This window comes from Streptomyces sp. 796.1 (genome assembly GCF_047525675.1).
Taxonomy (GTDB): domain Bacteria; phylum Actinomycetota; class Actinomycetes; order Streptomycetales; family Streptomycetaceae; genus Streptomyces.
The window spans coordinates 24,474-40,942 of sequence record NZ_JBLIWA010000035.1 but is presented as its reverse complement, the minus strand read 5'-3'; the positions used below and the strand labels follow the sequence as shown (position 1 = coordinate 40,942).

General features: G+C 73.3%; 14 protein-coding genes. 3 read left to right on the top strand and 11 right to left on the bottom strand.

The window, feature by feature from the left end:
* Nucleotides 1-515: 515 nt before the first annotated feature.
* The 7 genes from ACMA1D_RS22690 to ACMA1D_RS22660 form a co-directional block, all read right to left on the bottom strand.
* Nucleotides 516-2,567 carry an APC family permease gene (locus ACMA1D_RS22690; RefSeq protein ID WP_414725847.1) on the bottom strand — a complete coding sequence of 684 codons (2,052 nt, stop codon included), beginning with the start codon at nucleotides 2,565-2,567 and terminating at the stop codon, nucleotides 516-518.
* A 71-nt stretch (nucleotides 2,568-2,638) separates the two neighbouring features.
* Nucleotides 2,639-3,748: a cytochrome P450 family protein gene (locus tag ACMA1D_RS22685; RefSeq protein WP_414725846.1), complete on the bottom strand. Its 1,110-nt coding sequence runs from the start codon at nucleotides 3,746-3,748 to the stop codon at nucleotides 2,639-2,641.
* Nucleotides 3,745-5,115, bottom strand: a complete 1,371-nt coding sequence (locus ACMA1D_RS22680; RefSeq protein ID WP_414725875.1) for a cytochrome P450 — start codon at nucleotides 5,113-5,115, stop codon at nucleotides 3,745-3,747. Before ACMA1D_RS22680 ends, ACMA1D_RS22685 begins: the two co-directional genes overlap by 4 nt.
* Before the next feature lie 295 nt (nucleotides 5,116-5,410).
* Nucleotides 5,411-6,019, bottom strand: coding sequence for a GTP-binding protein (locus ACMA1D_RS22675; RefSeq protein WP_414725845.1), 609 nt, complete (start codon nucleotides 6,017-6,019; stop codon nucleotides 5,411-5,413).
* Nucleotides 5,997-6,353, bottom strand: a complete 357-nt coding sequence (locus ACMA1D_RS22670) for a DUF742 domain-containing protein (protein WP_349994948.1) — start codon at nucleotides 6,351-6,353, stop codon at nucleotides 5,997-5,999. The genes ACMA1D_RS22675 and ACMA1D_RS22670 overlap by 23 nt, the downstream gene beginning before the upstream one ends.
* Nucleotides 6,350-6,787 carry a roadblock/LC7 domain-containing protein gene (locus ACMA1D_RS22665; RefSeq protein WP_414725844.1) on the bottom strand — a complete coding sequence of 146 codons (438 nt, stop codon included), beginning with the start codon at nucleotides 6,785-6,787 and terminating at the stop codon, nucleotides 6,350-6,352. The genes ACMA1D_RS22670 and ACMA1D_RS22665 overlap by 4 nt, the downstream gene beginning before the upstream one ends.
* On the bottom strand, nucleotides 6,784-8,172 hold the full coding sequence (locus ACMA1D_RS22660; protein WP_414725843.1) for an ATP-binding protein: 1,389 nt from the start codon (nucleotides 8,170-8,172) through the stop codon (nucleotides 6,784-6,786). The genes ACMA1D_RS22665 and ACMA1D_RS22660 overlap by 4 nt, the downstream gene beginning before the upstream one ends.
* Before the next feature lie 685 nt (nucleotides 8,173-8,857).
* Between ACMA1D_RS22660 and ACMA1D_RS22655 the strand changes: the two genes are divergently transcribed.
* Both ACMA1D_RS22655 and ACMA1D_RS22650 read left to right on the top strand, forming a co-directional pair.
* Nucleotides 8,858-9,541, top strand: coding sequence for a potassium channel family protein (locus tag ACMA1D_RS22655; protein ID WP_414725842.1), 684 nt, complete (start codon nucleotides 8,858-8,860; stop codon nucleotides 9,539-9,541).
* A 106-nt stretch (nucleotides 9,542-9,647) separates the two neighbouring features.
* Nucleotides 9,648-10,331 carry a TrkA family potassium uptake protein gene (locus ACMA1D_RS22650; RefSeq protein WP_349994951.1) on the top strand — a complete coding sequence of 228 codons (684 nt, stop codon included), beginning with the start codon at nucleotides 9,648-9,650 and terminating at the stop codon, nucleotides 10,329-10,331.
* A 292-nt stretch (nucleotides 10,332-10,623) separates the two neighbouring features.
* Here the strand turns inward: ACMA1D_RS22650 and ACMA1D_RS22645 are convergent, their stop codons facing one another.
* From ACMA1D_RS22645 to ACMA1D_RS22630, 4 genes are read right to left on the bottom strand one after another with little or no spacing between them, the layout of a single operon-like run.
* Nucleotides 10,624-11,523, bottom strand: coding sequence for a DUF3159 domain-containing protein (locus ACMA1D_RS22645; protein ID WP_414725841.1), 900 nt, complete (start codon nucleotides 11,521-11,523; stop codon nucleotides 10,624-10,626).
* Between the two features lie 3 nt (nucleotides 11,524-11,526).
* Nucleotides 11,527-11,925 (bottom strand): OB-fold nucleic acid binding domain-containing protein, encoded by a 399-nt coding sequence (locus tag ACMA1D_RS22640; protein WP_414725840.1) that lies wholly within the window; start codon nucleotides 11,923-11,925, stop codon nucleotides 11,527-11,529.
* A 33-nt stretch (nucleotides 11,926-11,958) separates the two neighbouring features.
* The gene (locus tag ACMA1D_RS22635; RefSeq protein ID WP_414725839.1) at nucleotides 11,959-12,675 is read right to left on the bottom strand and encodes a response regulator; all 717 of its coding nucleotides are present in this window, start codon (nucleotides 12,673-12,675) and stop codon (nucleotides 11,959-11,961) included.
* Between the two features lie 55 nt (nucleotides 12,676-12,730).
* The gene (locus ACMA1D_RS22630; RefSeq protein WP_414725838.1) at nucleotides 12,731-15,577 is read right to left on the bottom strand and encodes a DUF4118 domain-containing protein; all 2,847 of its coding nucleotides are present in this window, start codon (nucleotides 15,575-15,577) and stop codon (nucleotides 12,731-12,733) included.
* A gap of 301 nt (nucleotides 15,578-15,878) precedes the next feature.
* Here ACMA1D_RS22630 and ACMA1D_RS22625 point away from each other — a divergent pair, with 301 nt between their 5' ends.
* Complete coding sequence (locus ACMA1D_RS22625; protein ID WP_414725837.1) at nucleotides 15,879-16,412, top strand: GNAT family N-acetyltransferase; 534 nt, start codon at nucleotides 15,879-15,881, stop codon at nucleotides 16,410-16,412.
* The last annotated feature ends 57 nt before the right edge of the window (nucleotides 16,413-16,469 follow it).

Here is a 16,469-nt window from a genome sequence, read left to right as displayed (position 1 = left end):
GGTGGCGGAGCCGGGGCCCGCGGCGGAGTGCCGCGGACGGTTCGGGCGCTGCCGGTGCGTGCGGTTCGTGCGGTGTGTCACGGCGGGGTGGCTCCTGACGGGAGGGCGGGCGAGCGGGGCGAACAGTGTGGTCGGTACTGGTGGCGCGGGGCGCGGCGGACGCGGCTCCGGGCTGCCGTAGCGGCGGGGAGGGGCGGCAGGACGCCAGCTCATCAGTCTACGTCCCACATCCGGCGCCGGCCGCCCCAGCCAGCACCGACCGCCCCGGCCGAGCCCGCCCCGCACGAGAGCCGAGCCCGCCCCGCACGGGTGCCGAGCCCGCCGCCCCGCCCGGGCCCCCCGGGCCCGGACCCCGCACCGGCGCGTACGCCCCCACTCCCCCACCACGCCAAAGGCCCGCCACCGCAGTGACGGGCCCCCGGGGCTTCGTGAGCCGCCGGCGGGCCGGGGCTCGGCGGCCCGGCCGGCGCGTGCCGCACCAGCAGCCGCCCGCAGGCGTGCCGCGCAGCGCGCTGTTACTTCCCGCTGCCCGCCTTCTCCCGCTTCGTGGGGCGGGTGACCGGGCCGCGGCGGACGGCGCCTGGGGCGTGCCATTCGGCGCGCTTGCGGGCGCGGAGCTTGGCCGCCTCGGAGGAGTCGAGCTGCCAGGGCACCGAGGTGACCATGACGCCGGGGGTGAACAGCAGCCGGCCCTTGAGGCGCAGGGCGCTCTGGTTGTGCAGCAACTGCTCGTACCAGTGGCCCACCACGTACTCGGGGATGAAGACGCTGATCACCTCGCGCGGGCTCTCCCGGCGCAGGCTCTTCACGTAGTCGATGACCGGGCGGGTGATCTCGCGGTAGGGCGAGTCGAGGATCTTCAGCGGTACGTCGATGCCGCGCTCGCTCCACTCCGCCTTGAGCGCCTTGGTCTCGGCCGGGTCCACGCTGATGCTGATCGCTTCGAGCCGGTCGGTGCGCATCAGCTTGGCGTAGGCCAGGGCTCGCAGGGTGGGCTTGTGGACCTTGGAGACCAGGACGATGGCGTGCACCCGGGAGGGGCGGACCGAGTCCTCGGGCTCCTCGTCGGAGGCGAGTTCCTCGGCGACCCGGTCGTAGTGGCGGCGGATCGCGCTCATCGTCACGTAGAAGATGACCATGCCGAGGAGGGCGACCCAGGCGCCGTGGGTGAACTTGGTCACCAGGACGACGACCAGGACCAGGCCGGTGAAGGAGGCGCCGAAGGCGTTGATCGCCCGGGAGCGGATCATGTGGCGGCGCTTGGCCGGGTCCTTCTCGGTGCTCAGGTGGCGGTTCCAGTGCCGCACCATGCCGATCTGGCTGAGCGTGAAGGAGACGAAGACGCCGACGATGTAGAGCTGGATGAGCTTGGTGGAGTCGGCGCCGTAGACGTAGACGAGTATGGCCGCCGCGAGGGCCAGCAGCAGGATGCCGTTGGAGAAGGCGAGCCGGTCGCCGCGGGTGTGGAGTTGGCGCGGCAGGTAGCGGTCCTGGGCCAGGATCGAGCCGAGCAGCGGGAAGCCGTTGTACGCGGTGTTGGCGGCCAGGAACAGCACCAGGGCGGTGGCCGCGGCGAGCACCACGAACAGGAACGATCCGTCGCCGAAGACCGCCGCTGCGACCTGCGAGATGACCGGGTCCTGGGTGAAGTCCGCACCGACCGGCACCCCGTCGTGCAGCAGGTCCTTGGCCGGGTTCTCGGCCATCTTCACGTCGGTGGCCATGGCCAGGCCGATGATCCCGCAGAACATGGTGACGGCGAAGGTGCCCATCATCAGCAGCGTGGTGGCCGCGTTCTTGCTCTTGGGCTTGCGGAAGGCGGGCACGCCGTTGCTGATGGCCTCCACGCCGGTGAGCGCGGCGCAGCCGGAGGAGAAGGCCCGCAGCAGCAGGAAGACCAGGGCGAAGCCGGCCAGGCCGGTCTTCTCGGCGTGGATCTCGTAGTCGGAGGTGGGCGCGTGCATGTCGTCGCCGAGCACCAGGCCGCGGAAGGCGCCCCAGGCGATCAGCAGGAAGACGCCCACGACGAACACGTAGGTGGGGATCGCGAAGAGCTTCCCGGACTCCTTGACCCCGCGCAGGTTCATCAGGGTCAGCAGCACGATGGTGCCGACCGCGCACAGCGTCTTGTGCTCGATGACGAAGGGCACCGCGGAGCCGAGGTTCTCCACGCCGGATGAGATGGACACCGCGACCGTGAGGACGTAGTCCACCAGCAGCGCGCTGGCCACGGTCAGTCCGGCCTTGGGGCCGAGGTTGGTGGTGGCGACCTCGTAGTCGCCACCACCGCTCGGGTAGGCGTGCACGTTCTGGCGGTACGAGGCGACCACCGTGAACATCAGCACGACGACCGCGGCGGCGATCCACGGGCTGAAGTGGTAGGCCGACGCGCCTGCCACGGAGAGCACGAGGAGTACCTCACCCGGCGCGTACGCAACGGAGGAGAGCGGATCGGAGGCGAAGACCGGCAGGGCGATGCGCTTGGGGAGAAGGGTCTCGCCCAGTTTGTCGCTGCGCAGCGCCCTGCCGATCAAGATCCGTTTCGGCAGGTCGGTCAGTTTGGACACGCAGAGGATCGTAGGGGGTCGGCTCGGGCGCCGCCCACCCGCCACCCGTGAGCGGCGCCCCCTGACTTTCCCTAGGGGTGGCGGTGCAGGCGGGCGGGGAGGCTGCGGTGGCCGTTGGAGATGAAGGAGTCCACCGGAACCAGCTCGTCGGGGGCGACCGCGAGGTGCACGTCGGGGAAGCGTTCGAAGAGCGCGGGCAGGGCGGTGCTCGCTTCGAGCCGGGCCAGCGACATGCCCAGGCAGAAGTGCACGCCGTGGCCGAAGGAGAGGTGGTCCTTGGTGGCCCGGGTCACGTCGAAGCGGTCGGCGTCGGCGCCGTGCACCTCGGGGTCGCGGCCGGCCGCGGCGTACCCGGCCATGATCGCCTCGCCCTTGCGGATGGTGAGGCCGTCCAGCTCGATGTCCTCCACCGCGTAGCGCAGCGGCAGGTTGGCGACCGGGGCCTGCGAGCGCAGCGTCTCGTCGATGACGTCGTCCCAGCTCGCCTCGCCGGCCCGGACCAGCGCGAGCTGCTCGGGGTGGGTGAGGAGGGCGTGCAGGGCGTTGTCGAGGAGGTTGACGGTGGTCTCGTGGCCGGCGCTGATCATCAGCAGCAGGGTGTCGGCGAGTTCCTGTTCGGTCAGCCGCGAGTCGCCGTCCTCGTCGCGGGCGGCGATCAGGCCGGTGGTCAGGTCGTCGCCGGGGTGTTCGCGCTTGTCGGCGATGAGCTCGCCGAGCAGCCGGTACATCTCGGTGTAGGTGTGGGTGACCTCCGCCGGGTCGGCCGAGGTGTGGAAGATGCTGTCCACACAGGAGCGCAGCCCGTCGCGCAGGGCGGGGTCCGTGACGCCGAACAGCTCGCAGATCACCCGGATCGGCAGCGGGTACGCGTACGCCTCGCGCAGGTCCACCACCGCGCCCGGCTCGGCGCGCTCGAAGTCGTCGAGCAGTTCGGTGGTGATCGCCTCCACGCGCGGGCGCAGCGCCTGGGTGCGGCGCAGCGTGAACGCCTTGGAGACCAGCGACCGCAGCCGCTTGTGGTCATCCCCGTACGCGGTGAACATGTTCTGCACCGCGACCCAGGTGAACAGCGGCCACTCCGGCGATATCTCGCCGTTGATCCAGGTGGGCCAGTGCTTGCGGGCGTCCTTGGAGACGCGGGGGTCGGCCAGCAGGTCCTTGATCACGGCCTGCTGGGTCACCGCCCACGCCACCACCCCGCCAGGGAGCTCCACCAGCGTCGCCGGCCCGTGGGCGCGGAGCTCGGCTCCCTCGGCGTGGATGTCGCGGCCCGTGGGGTCGATGGCGACGGGGCAGGACTGGCGTTCCATGGCATCTCTCCAGGTGTCTCGTCGGTCTTGGCTGGCGCTGAACTGACGGCTGCGGTCGGCGCGCCCGCGGTGGGGGCGGCGACCGCCGGAAAGCGGACGGGGAGCGCGCTGAGCGCGCGGTGGAACGGTCCCGGGCGCCACTCCAACTCATCGACGGGGCGCGTGAGTTCGAGGTCGGGAAGCCGGTCGAGCAGCTTCTCCACGGCGACCGATGCGATCAGCCGGGCGCTGCTCTGGGCGGGGCAGGCGTGCGGGCCCGCGCTCCAGGCCAGGTGGGCGCGGTTGCCGGCGCGCTGGTCGGAGGAGAGCGAGGGGTCGGTGTTGGCGGCGGCGAAGCTGACCACCACGGGCTCGCCCGCGCGCAGCCGCAGGCCGGAGAAGTCCAGGTCGTGCACCGGGTAGTGGACGGCGTAGTTGGCCATCGGCGGGTCGGCCCACAGCACCTCGTCCAGGGCGTCGTCGACCGGCAGGCTACCGCCGGCCAGGTTGCCGGCGAACCGGTCGTCCGAGAGCAGCAGCCGCAGCCCGTTGGCGATGAGGTTCTGTTCCGGCTCGGTGCCGGCCCCCATCAGGACGACGAGTTGGTGGATCATCTCCTCGTCGGACAGCTCCGCGGGGTGCGCCATCAGCCAGGAGGTGACGTCGGCCGCCGGCTTGGCGCGCTTGAGCGCCACCAGTTCGATGAGGGTCTGGGTGAGCAGCGCGTTGGCCTTCTCGGCGTCCACGCCGTCGAAGATCCCGGACATGCCGGCCACCAGTTGGTCACCCAACTCGGGTGGGCAGCCGAAGAGTTGGTTGAAGACCAGCAGCGGGATGATACGCGCGTAGTCATTGAGCAGATCGGCTTCGCCGCGCGCGCAGAAGGTGTCGATGAGGGTGTCGGCGCTCTCCTCGACGTACCCGCGCAGCGCGTTGGGGTCGATCCGCTCCAGCGAGTCGGTGACCGCCTGGCGCAGCCTGCGGTGCTCCTCGCCGTCGGCGAACAGGCAGTTCGGCCGGTACATCATCATCGGCACGACGGGGCTGTCCATCGGCACCCGGCCGTCGGCCAGGGCCCGCCAGCGGCGCGGGTCCTTGGCGAACGTCTCGGGGCTGCGCAGCACGCTCAGCGCTTCCTGGTAGCCGGTGACCAAGGTGGCGTCCACGCCGGGGGCGAGCAGCACCGGGGAGGCCGGGCCGAAGCGGCGCATCTCCTCGTACGCGGCGGCCGGGTCGGCGGCGAAGTCGGGGCCGTACATCGGCACGCCACTGGGCCGTCCTGAGTGGGCCGGGCAGCCGGGCGGCGGCCCGGAGCCGACGTCGGGGTGAGAGGTCACGCGTGCTCCTGATCGTGAGGGGACGGGGTGCGCCCACCGGGCCGCGCCGGCCGGTGGGGGCCGGCGGTGGCTGCGGGCGGTGAGCGGACGGGTACGGACGGGGGTGGGGGGTGGGCATGCGGGCGGGGCCGGGCTCAGCGCCCGGGGGGGTGCGGGGTGGTGCGGGGCTGGCGCCGCCCTGGCGGTCCGGCGGTGGCCGGCCCGTCGGGGCGGGGGGTCAGGCGAGGCCCTGGCTCTGGTGGGCGTGGCGGGCCTGGAGGTACTGCACCAGGGAGATCAGCGCGTGCGTGGACGAGGTGCGGTCCCGGGCGTCGCAGGTGACCAGCGGCGTGTCGGGCAGCAGGTCCAGCGCCTCGCGTATCTCCTCGTCGTCGTAGCGGGGCGCTCCGTCGAAGTGGTTGACGGCCACCGCGTACGGCAGGTCGTGCTCCTCCAGCAGGCCCATCACGTCGAAGGACTGGTCAAGGCGCCGGGTGTCGGCGAGCACCAGCGCGCCGAGTGCGCCCTGCGTCATGTCCTGCCAGAGGCGGGTGAACCGCTTCTGACCCGGCGCGCCGAACAGGTAGAGCACGAGTTGGTCGGTGAGGGTGAGCCGGCCGAAGTCCATGGCGACGGTGGTGGTCGACTTGTCGTCTATCCCGGCGAGGTCGTCCACCAGGGCGCCGGCCTGGGTCATGGTCTCCTCGGTGCGCAGCGGCTTGATCTCCGAGAGGGACCCGACGAACGTGGTCTTGCCGACCGCGAAGTGGCCCACGACCAGGAGCTTGACCGCGGTGCGGACCGTCTGTCGCAGATAGACGTCCTCAGAGGCGAGCGCGGAGCCCATCGAGCACCTCCTGCAAGAGCTGGGATTCGGGGAGTTGGGCCCTGGGGATGGGGGCCCTGGTGACGATGTGTCCGCTGTCGACGAGGTCGCCGAGGAGCACCTTGGTGACGCTGACCGCGAGCCCGAGGTGCGAGGCCACCTCCGCCACCGACAGTGCGCCACCCCGGCATAACTCCACCAGCCGCCGCTGCTCAGGACCGAGGTCGACCAGCGGCCGGTCGTGCTGGGCGATGACCAGCGTGACCAGGTCGAAGGTGTTACGGGTCGGGTAGGCCCGGCCGCCGGTGACGACGTAGGGCCTGACCAGTCCCCGCTCGCGCCGGGGCGAGGTCATGCGGGGCTGCCGATGCCCTGCTCGGCGACGCCGCGCCGGGGCGGGCTGGTGAGTTCCTTGCCGAGCCGGTCCACCAGCTTCTGCATGCGGTAGGTGACGGCTTCCATGTCCACCTCGGCGGTGGCCGACACCGCCAGGTAGGCGCCCTGTCCCGCGGCCACCAGGAAGACGTAGCCGTCGGCGAACTCGACCAGGGTCTGCCGCCAGGGGGTGGTCTCCCGGGCGCAGAACTCGGCGGTGCTGCGGCTGATCGACTGGAGCCCGGAGAGCGCGGCGGCCTGCCGCTCCGCCTCGTCGCGGCCGATGCCCTGCGAGTGGGCCCGCAACATGCCGTCGGCCGACAGCAGGATGGCGTGGCTGGCCTCGGGCATCCGTACGGCCTCGTCGAGCATCCAGCCCAGGTCGTTGGTCATGTGATCGTTCACGCTGGTCATGCCGGGGGGTTCCCTTCCTCATCGTTGGGGTTGGTGGCGCGCCCTGACCTGGTCCCGCGGGCGAAGGCGCCCATCCGCCGGGCCGTCTCCGCCGCCGAGCGCGCCGGGGCCTGCTCGGCGGCGGGCTGGGGGGCGGCGGTTGCGGCCTGCTGGCCCTGGAGCGGCTGTCGCCTGCGGCGTTTGGGCAGGCCGCCGGCGGTCGCGCCGTGGACGGTCGGTGGCGCCTCCTGCTCGTCGTGCGCCCGCGCCGACGCCTCGGCGGACTCGGGCGGCGCGGCGGGCGCGGCGTGGGTGCGGGGGGTGGTGCGGGGGGTGGTGCCGGCCGCGGGGGCCGTGGGGATCGCCGGCCGGGCGGGGGCCGCGGGGACCGTGCCGGGCGCGTCGTCGGCGAGGTGGGTGAGCAGCGCGCTCGGCAGGAAGAGCACCGCGCGCACACCGCCGTACGGGGAGCGGGTGTCCACCGAGGCGCTGAAGCCGTAGCGGGCGGCGAGCACGCCGATGGCGGCGAAGCCGAACTGCGGCGGGTCGCCGAGCCGGGAGACGTCCACGGACTGGCGGCCGGCCAGCAGCCGGGCGGCGCGCTCGACCTCCTGGCCGTCCATGCCGACGCCGGCGTCGTCGATGACGACGCAGGCGCCGTTGTGCGCGGGCTGGAGGTTGACCTCGACGGTGGTGTTGGGCTGCGAGTGGCGGGCCGCGTTGTCCAGGAGTTCGGCCACGGCGAGCACCACCGGCTCCACCGTCCGGCTGACGACAGCGATGTCGACCTGGGCGTGCACCCGCACCCGTCGGTAGTCCCTGATCCGGGAGGTGGCGCCGCGCACCACGTCCAAGAGCGGGGAGGCCGCGCGCTGGCGGCCGGGCCATGAGCCGCAGAGCACGGCGATGGCCTGGGCCCGCCGGCCGAACTGCGAGTTGGCGTGGTCGATCTCCAACAGGTCGCGCAGCACGTCGGGGTTGTCGTGCCGGTCCTGCATACCGGAGATGGCGAGCTGCTGTTCGTGCGCGAGCCCCTGGAGCGCGCGCATCGACGCCTTGAGCGCGGCCTTGGCGGCCTGGTCGGCCCGGGTCTGCGCCTTCTCCACGGCCCCGGCGAACAGCTCGGTGGCCTGCTGGAGGTGCCAGGCGTACGCGGTGCCGGTCAACTGCTCGTCCAGCAGGCCGGGTTCGGGGAGCGACTGGTGGCTGGAATCGCCGGCCGCCGGCAACCGCACCTCCACCAGGTGGCGCACCTCTTCGTCGCGGGCGCGCAGACTGCCCTCAAGCGCGGCGTTGTGCTGCCGCAGACGGGCCGCGATCTGTCGCTGCCGCAGCAGCAGCACGGCGACGACCAGCAGCGCACCGGCGACACACCAGAGCACCACCTCCGATATCTGTTGTGTCATCAAGTCCTCAAGCGACGGGGGTGGGTGGCGCGCGGAGCTGAAGCGGAATACGGGCGATCATCCTAGCCAGAACGATCTCAGGCAGGACGGCATCTGGCGTGATCGAGCGGGGTGCTTGACGCGATCCGAGGGGGTGCCCTGTGGGTCGGCGGAGCGGCCCCGACGTCCCGGCAATGCCGCCGTAGCCGGCGATCTTCGCTGCCCGCACCCCCGCCGCACGCGCCTCGCCGCAGGTCCGGGGCGTCCTCCGACCGGCCCACACCGGGCGATGCGATCACGCCACGGGGCACATGCCAGGCGGGCAGGGCGGGGCGGGCCGGGGGCGGCCCGCCGGGCCATCTGAGAGATGGGGTGGGGCCGTCTCGGTGGGAGGAGCGCACCCAGGTGTACGAGGGCGGCGAGCGGCCAGGGCATGACCGCCCGCGTACGCCACTCCCCGGGGCGCGCCCCCGCGGGGCCCCGGGGGTCGCTCGCCCACGGGGGCACGGGAGCCGGGGTGGCCAGGCGCAGGGGCGGCGCCGGGGCCGCGGGCACTGCGGCTACCGTTGTGCCGGACGCCTGGCCGGACAACACTCACTCCTGCCGCGTACCGTCGTCGCCGGGGCCGTTGGCCTCGTTGTCGCCCCGTATGCCCGGAAGGAAGATATGAGCAGGGTTTTCACGCGAGCTGGCTCGCCGACCAGGAGTGCGGGGTAACAGGCCGATGCACATCGTCATCATGGGCTGTGGCCGGGTGGGCGCGGCGCTCGCGCAGACCCTGGAGCGGCAGGGGCACACCGTCGCCGTCGTGGACCAGGACCCGACGGCCTTCCGGCGGCTGGGGGCCGGCTTCAGCGGGCGCCGGGTGACCGGCGTCGGCTTCGACCAGGACACCCTGCGCGAGGCGGGCATCGAGGAGGCCGGGGCGTTCGCCGCGGTCAGCAGCGGCGACAACTCCAACATCATCGCCGCCCGGGTGGCCCGCGAGATGTTCAGCGTCGAGAACGTCGCCGCCCGCATCTACGACCCCCGCCGCGCCGAGGTCTACCAGCGGCTCGGCATCCCCACGGTGGCCACCGTGCGCTGGACGGCCGACCAGATGCTGCGCCGGCTGCTGCCATCGGGCGCGGAGCCGCTGTGGCGCGACCCGAGCGGCGGCGTGCAACTGGCCGAGGTGCACACCTCGCCCGCCTGGGTCGGGCACAAGGTGAGCCGGCTCCAGGAGGAGACCGGGGTGCGGGTCGCCTTCCTCACCCGGTTGGGCGAGGCGGTCCTGCCGACCTCGCAGACCGTGCTGCAAGAGGGTGACCTGGTGCACGTGATGATGCGGACGGACGAGGTGGAGTCCGTCGAGGCGGCGTTCGCCAAGGGGCCGGAGGGCGGCTCGTGAGCCGGGTGCGCGCGCTGGGCGCGGGTGACGGGGGCCGCGGCGGCAGCGCCGCCGGCCGGACGGGCAGCAGCCGCGGGCGCGGCACGGTGGACAAGGAGGCGGCGGCATGAGGGTCGCTATCGCCGGAGCGGGCGCGGTCGGCCGTTCCATCGCGGCGGAACTGCTGGAGAACGGGCACGAGGTCCTGCTCATCGACAAGGCGCCCACCGCCATCTCGGTGGAGCGGGTGCCGCAGGCCGAGTGGCTGCTCGCGGACGCCTGTGAGATCACCTCGCTGGACGAGGCGGCGCTCCAGCGCTGCAACGTGGTCATCGCCGCCACCGGCGACGACAAGGTCAACCTGGTGGTCTCGCTACTGGCCAAGACCGAGTACGGGGTCCCGCGGGTGGTGGCCCGGGTCAACAACCCGAAGAACGAGTGGCTGTTCAACGAGGCGTGGGGCGTGGACGTCGCCGTCTCCACGCCGCGGCTGATGTCCGCCCTGGTCGAGGAGGCGGTGAGCGTCGGCGACCTGGTCCGGCTGCTGCGCTTCAGCCACGGCGACGCCAACCTGGTCGAGCTGACGCTGCCGCCCGAGGCGGCGCTCGCCGGTACCCGGGTCGGCGACGTGGCCTGGCCCGAGGACACCTCGCTGGTCACGATCATCCGCGGCACCCGGGTCCTCACGCCCAGCGGCGAGGACGTCCTGGAGGCCGGCGACGAGCTGCTGTTCGTGGCGGCCCAGGCCCGTGAGGAACAGTTGGAGGACCTGCTGTCGCTGCGCCGCGAGGACGCGGACCTGCCGGACTGACCCGCCCGGCCACGCGGAGCGGCCGTCCACCCCACGGGGCCCGCGTCCGCACGCCTTCCGTCCGCACGGCTCCGGTCGTACGGCTCCGGTCCTACGGGCTCGCGCGGCGTACGCCCCGCGGGGTCGTACGGGAGCGGCTGGCAGGGGCCGGAAGTGGCGCGCTGGATGGCGAAAGGCGCCGGGCGGACTGGGGGTTCCAGTCCGCCCGGCGCCTTCGTCGTGTCCTGCGGCGGCCACCGCCCGGGGCGAGCGGCCCGGGCCCCGGCCCGCCGGCCGGACGGCCCCGTACCCGCTAGCGCGTCGAGCCGTCCCGGCCGGCTCGGTCCGGGTCCGTGGACAGCCGCTCCAGGACCGCGTCGGTGGTCTGCGCGCGCACGCTGTCCGCCACCGCGTCCTGCACCGCGCGCTCCGCCGTGCGCTCCTGTTCGGCCCGCTCGGCCGCGGCCTCCTCGGCCTCCATCTCGGCGATCACGTCGATCGGTGGCGGCGCCTTGGCCAGGAAGATCCAGGTCAGGTAGACGCAGAGCAGGAAGGGCGGGATGCCGAGGGCGACCTTGACCCAGCCGAGCTGGGTGGCGTCGCCCCACCAGTACAGCGGGAAGAGGATCGCCGACTTGGCCAGCAGGATCAGGCCCCAGGCCCAGGTGGCCTTGGTGTACGCGCGCATCCGGCCGGGGTTGCGGGTGCGCCAGGAGAGGTTCTCCTTCAGCATCGGCCCGAGCAGCACGCCGATCAGCGGGAACCGGAAGATCGCGGAGAGCACGTACACGACGGCGAGCCCCAGCGTGTACAGCATCCCCGGCAGGTAGAAGTTCTTCGCGTCGCCGGACATCATCGCGAAGACGGCGCCGAAGGCGACCCCGAAGACGCCGCTGAAGGCGTGCTTGAGGGTCTCCTTGCGGGCCAGCCTGGCCACCGCGAGCAGCACCGTCAGGGCGAGTGCGGCGAGCGCGGCGACGTGGATGTCCCGCTTGATCGTGTAGATGAGGACGAAGACCAGGCCGGGCACGGTGGTGTCCACCATGCCGCGCACCCCGCCGAACGCCTCAAGGAGCGCCGTGTCGGCCGCCGCCTTGCTCTGTGCGGCATCCGCCTCGGCGTCGGTGCCGGCCTGCGGGGCGGCGTCCGCCCCGCGGGTGGCCCTGCCGGGCGGTCCGGACCCGTCGGAGGCCCACTTGTCGTCAGACGTCACCCGCTACTCCTGTCCGAGCGGTCGGAGTTCGTACTTGGGGTTGAACAGCACGCGGCGGCCGTGGCTCACCGATATCCGGCCCGAGGCGATCAGCCGCCGGCCCGGTTCGATGCCGACGATCGAGCGCCGGCCGAGCCAGACCACGTCCAGCGCGGCCGACCCGTCGAACAGCTCGGCCTCCAGCGCGGGCACGCCCGCGCGGGGCCGGAGCGTGACGGTCCGCAGCGTACCGGCGACCTTGACGATCTGGCGGTCGCCGCAGTCGCCGATCTTGACGCACCCGGCGTTCTCGGCGTCCTGCCGCAGCTCCGCGGAGTGCAGGTCGTCCTGCGACGTCGACAGCCGGTCGAGCAGCCGGCGCAGCGGGCCTGCCGGCTTCTCGGGGCGGGATGGGGCACTCATACGGCCCAGGGTACCCGTGGCCCGCCGTGCCACTCACTGCTCGAAGCGGTAGCCCATGCCCGGCTCGGTGACGAAGTGCCGCGGGTGCGAGGGGTCGCGCTCCAGCTTGCGGCGCAGTTGGGCCATGTAGACGCGGAGGTAGTTGGTTTCGGTGCCGTAGGAGGGGCCCCAGACCTCCTGGAGGAGCTGCTTCTGGCTGACCAGCCGGCCCGCGTTGCGGACCAGGACTTCAAGGAGGTGCCACTCGGTGGGGGTGAGCCGGACGTCGGCGCCGTCCCGGTGGGCCTTCTTCGCCGCCAGGTCGACGGAGAAGCTGTCGGTCTCCACCAGGACGGCGCCCTCGCTCTGGCCGACCGGTTCGGCCCGGCGCACCGCGGCCCGCAGCCGGGCCAGCAGTTCGTCCATCCCGAACGGCTTGGTGACGTAGTCGTCGGCGCCCGCGTCCAGCGCCTCCACCTTCTCGTCCGAGGTCTGCCGCGCGGAGAGCACCAGGATCGGCACCCGGGTCCAGCCGCGCAGCCCCTTGATCACCTCGACGCCGTCCATGTCGGGCAGGCCGAGGTCGAGGACGACGACGTCGGGGTGGCGGGCGGCGGCGAGGCGGAGCGCGGTCGCGCCGTCGGGGGCCGAGTCGACCTCGTACTTGCGCGCCCTGAGGTTGATCACCAGGGCGCGCACGATCTGCGGCTCGTCGTCGACCACGAGCACCCGCCCGGGGGTCCGGGGGTGGCCCCCGGAAGAGCTCAGCATGGTGACTGCCTTTCTGGCCGAGTACGTACCGGCGTACGTACGGTACGAGAGCTGGTCATGTGATGGCCTGGGCCGGGAGGTCGGGGACGGTCTGGGAGCGGCCGGCCGCCGCGCGCAGCGTGAGGACCATCGTCATGCCGCCGCCCGGGGTGTCCTCGGCGGTCAGCGTGCCGCCCATGGCCTCGGCGAAGCCGCGGGCGACGGCGAGCCCGAGGCCCACGCCGGCGCCGCGCGGGGCGTCCCCGTACCGCTGGAACGGTTCGAAGATGCGGTCCTTGTCGCTGTCGGGGACGCCGGGGCCGCGGTCGGCGACGCGCACCTCGACCCGGCTGCCGAGCGCGCTCGCGGCGACCAGCACGGGCCGGCCCTGCGGGCTGTACTTGACGGCGTTCTCGACGATGTTGGCGACGCTGCGCTCCAGCAGCCCGGGGTCGACGGCGACCATCGGCAGCTCCTCGGGCACGTCGAGGGTGACGCTGCCCTCGGGGACGCCGCCGAGCGCCATCGGCACCACCTCGTCCAGGTCGATCTCGCGGATCAGCGGGGTGACGGTGCCGGTCTGGAGGCGGGACATGTCGAGCAGGTTGCCGACCAGGTGGTCGAGCCGGTCGGCGCCGTCCTCGATGCCTTCGAGCAGTTCCGCCTCGTCCTCCGCCGACCAGGCCACGTCGTCCGAGCGCAGCGAGGTCACCGCGGCCTTGATGCCGGCCAGCGGGGTGCGCAGGTCGTGGCTGACGGCGGCCAGCAGGGCGGTGCGGATGCGGTTGCCCTCGGCGAGCTGGCGCGCCTGTTCGGCCTCGCCCACCAGCCGCTGCCGGTCGAGCACCACGGCGGCCTGGGCGGCGAAGGCGGCCAGCACCCGGCGGTCCTCGGCGGGCAGCACCCGGCCGTTGAGGGCCAGGGCCAGGTGGTCGCCGACGGGCACGTCCACGTCGGCGTCCTCGGGGCGCAGGGGCATGGTGGGGTTGCCGGCGGCGCCGGCCGTCGGGGAGGCAGCACCGGCCGCACCAGCCGCACCGGCCGTCGAGGCGGCGTCGGCGGCTGCCGGAGCGGCGGTACCGGCCGCTCGCGCGGCGGCCGGCGCCCCAGCCCCAGCCCCAGACTCGGCACCGGCACCGGGCTCGGCACCGGCCGGAAGCTCCGCGGCCGGACCGGGGGTGCGCGCCCCGCCCGGTCCGTCCGCCGCGGCGCCCTCCGCCGTCGTGCCGTCCGCCACCGGCCCCTCCGTAGCCGGTGGCGGCACGGTCGCCGACAGCCCCTGGGGCGCCGCGGCGCTGCCCACGCAGGTCCACGGGCTGGTGTCGCTCTCCCGTTCCAGGAGCGCCACCGACTCCATGCCGAAGGTCTCCCTGACCCGTTCGAGCAGCGCTTCCAGGCTGGTCTCGCCGCGCAGCACGCTGCCGGCGAGGAAGGAGAGGATCTCGGACTCGGCCCGCAGCCTGGCCGCCTGGTGGGTACGGCGGGCCGCCAGGTCCACCACCGAGGCCACCGCAACGGCCACCGCGAAGAAGATCACGATGGCCACGATGTTCTGCGGGTCCTGCACGGTCAGGGTGTGGGTGGGCGGCGTGAAGTAGTAGTTCAGCAGCATCGAGCCGACCGCGGCCGAGGCCAGCGCCGGCAGCAGCCCGCCGAGCAGCGCCGAGACCACGGTCAGGAAGAGGAAGAGCAGCACGTCGTTGGCGAGCCCGGGCCCCTCGTGCAACGCGGTGAGCAGCAGCGTCAGCAGCGCCGGGCAGCCGACGCCGACCAGCCAGCCGGCGACGATCCGGCTCCGGCCCAGCCGTGCGGCGCGGGCCACCGGCAGGCCGCGCCCCTTGGCCACCTCGTCGTGGGTGACGATGTGCACGTCCAGGTCGGGCCCCGACTCGCGGGCCACGGTGGCGCCGACGCCGGGGCCGAACACGTACTGCCAGGTCTTGCGGCGGCTGGAGCCGAGCACGATCTGGGTGGCGTTGACGCCGCGGGCGAATTCCAGCAGGGCGCCGGGGATGTCCTCGCCGACCACGTGGTGGTAGGTGCCGCCGAGGTCTTCGACCAGGGTCCGCTGGACGGCCAGTTCCTTGGGCGATGCGGAGGTGAGCCCGTCGCTGCGGGCGATGTAGACGGCGAGCACCTCGCTGCCCGAGCCCTTGGCCGCCATCCGCGAGGCCCGGCGGATCAGGGTGCGCCCCTCGGGCCCGCCGGTCAGGCCGACCACGATGCGCTCGCGCGCCTGCCAGGTGGAGCGGATGCGGTGCTCGGAGCGGTACTGCTGGAGGTATTCGTCGACCCGGTCCGCGGTCCACAGCAGGGCCAGTTCGCGCAGGGCGGTCAGGTTGCCGGGGCGGAAGTAGTTGGACAGGGCCGCGTTGACCTTGTCGGAGGCGTAGATGTTGCCGTGCGCCATGCGGCGGCGCAGCGCCTGGGGCGACATGTCGACCAGTTCGATCTGGTCGGCCCGGCGGACCACCTCGTCGGGCACGGTCTCGCGCTGCCGCACGCCCGTTATCGACTCGACCACGTCGCCCAGCGATTCCAGGTGCTGGATGTTGACGGCGGAGACGACGTCGATGCCCGCCTTGAGCAGTTCTTCGACGTCCTGCCAGCGCTTGGCGTTGCGGGAGCCGGGCACGTTGGTGTGCGCGAGCTCGTCCACCAGCGCGACGGCGGGCCGCCTGGCGAGCACGGCGTCCACGTCCATCTCGGTGAACGTGGTGTCCCGGTAGTCGAGCTCACGACGCGGTACCGCCTCCAAGCCGTGCAGCATCACCTCGGTGCGCGGCCGGCCGTGGTGCTCGACGAAGCCGACCACCAGGTCGGTGCCGCGCTCGACGCGCCGGTGTCCCTCGGCGAGCATCGCGTACGTCTTGCCCACGCCCGGTGCCGCGCCGAGGTAGATCCGAAGCTTGCCGCGTGCCATGTCCTCATTGTCTTTCGTGCTGCGTGTGGTGCCTACGCCGCTGTCGACTCTACGACCACGGATTCGGACAAATGACGTGACCATGGACGGCTGCGGTCGTCTTGACACGGCTCTGACGCCGGACTCGGAGCCGGCCGCTCCGCGCTGCCGGGAGCTGCCGCGGGGGGGGGGGGGGGGGGGGGGGGGGGGGGGGGGGGGGGCGCGCGCCGGGCGGGCACCGGGGCGCCGCCGGGGCGTGGCAGTCCGCCGGCGGCCGGTAAAAGGGGCGACGGACGGGCCGCGCCCTGCGAGCATCGCCCGTATGACTGAGGTACTCCTCGCCCACACCTCCGGGCTCGACGCGACGGCGCTGGCGGCCGTGCGCACCCTGCTGGACGACGCCTTCGACGGCGACTTCGACGACACCGACTGGGACCACACGCTGGGCGGCATGCACGCCCTGCTGTGGGAGGGGCGCGAGCTGATCGCGCACGGCGCCCTCGTCCAGCGCCGGCTGCTGCACGGCGGGCGGGCGCTGCGCGCCGGCTACGTGGAGGGCGTCGCGGTCCGCGCCGACCGGCGCGGGGTCGGCAAGGGGACGGCCGTGATGTCGGCCCTGACGCCGGTGCTGCGCGGCGGCTACGAGGTGGGGGCGCTCTCCGCGGCCGACGGGGCCGACGTCTTCTACCAGCAACTGGGCTGGCAGCAGTGGCGGGGCCGGACGTCGACGCTCACCCCCACCGGCGTGCAGCGCACCGCCGAGGACGACGCCAGCACCTTCGTCCTACCGCTGGCCGCCCCGCTGGACCTGACCGGCGAGTTGATCTGCGACTGGCGCGACGGCGACGTGTGGTGAGCGGGGCCCGGCCGGCGGCGGGCCGCCCCACGGGGTGGGGCGGCCGGCCCGAGGCCC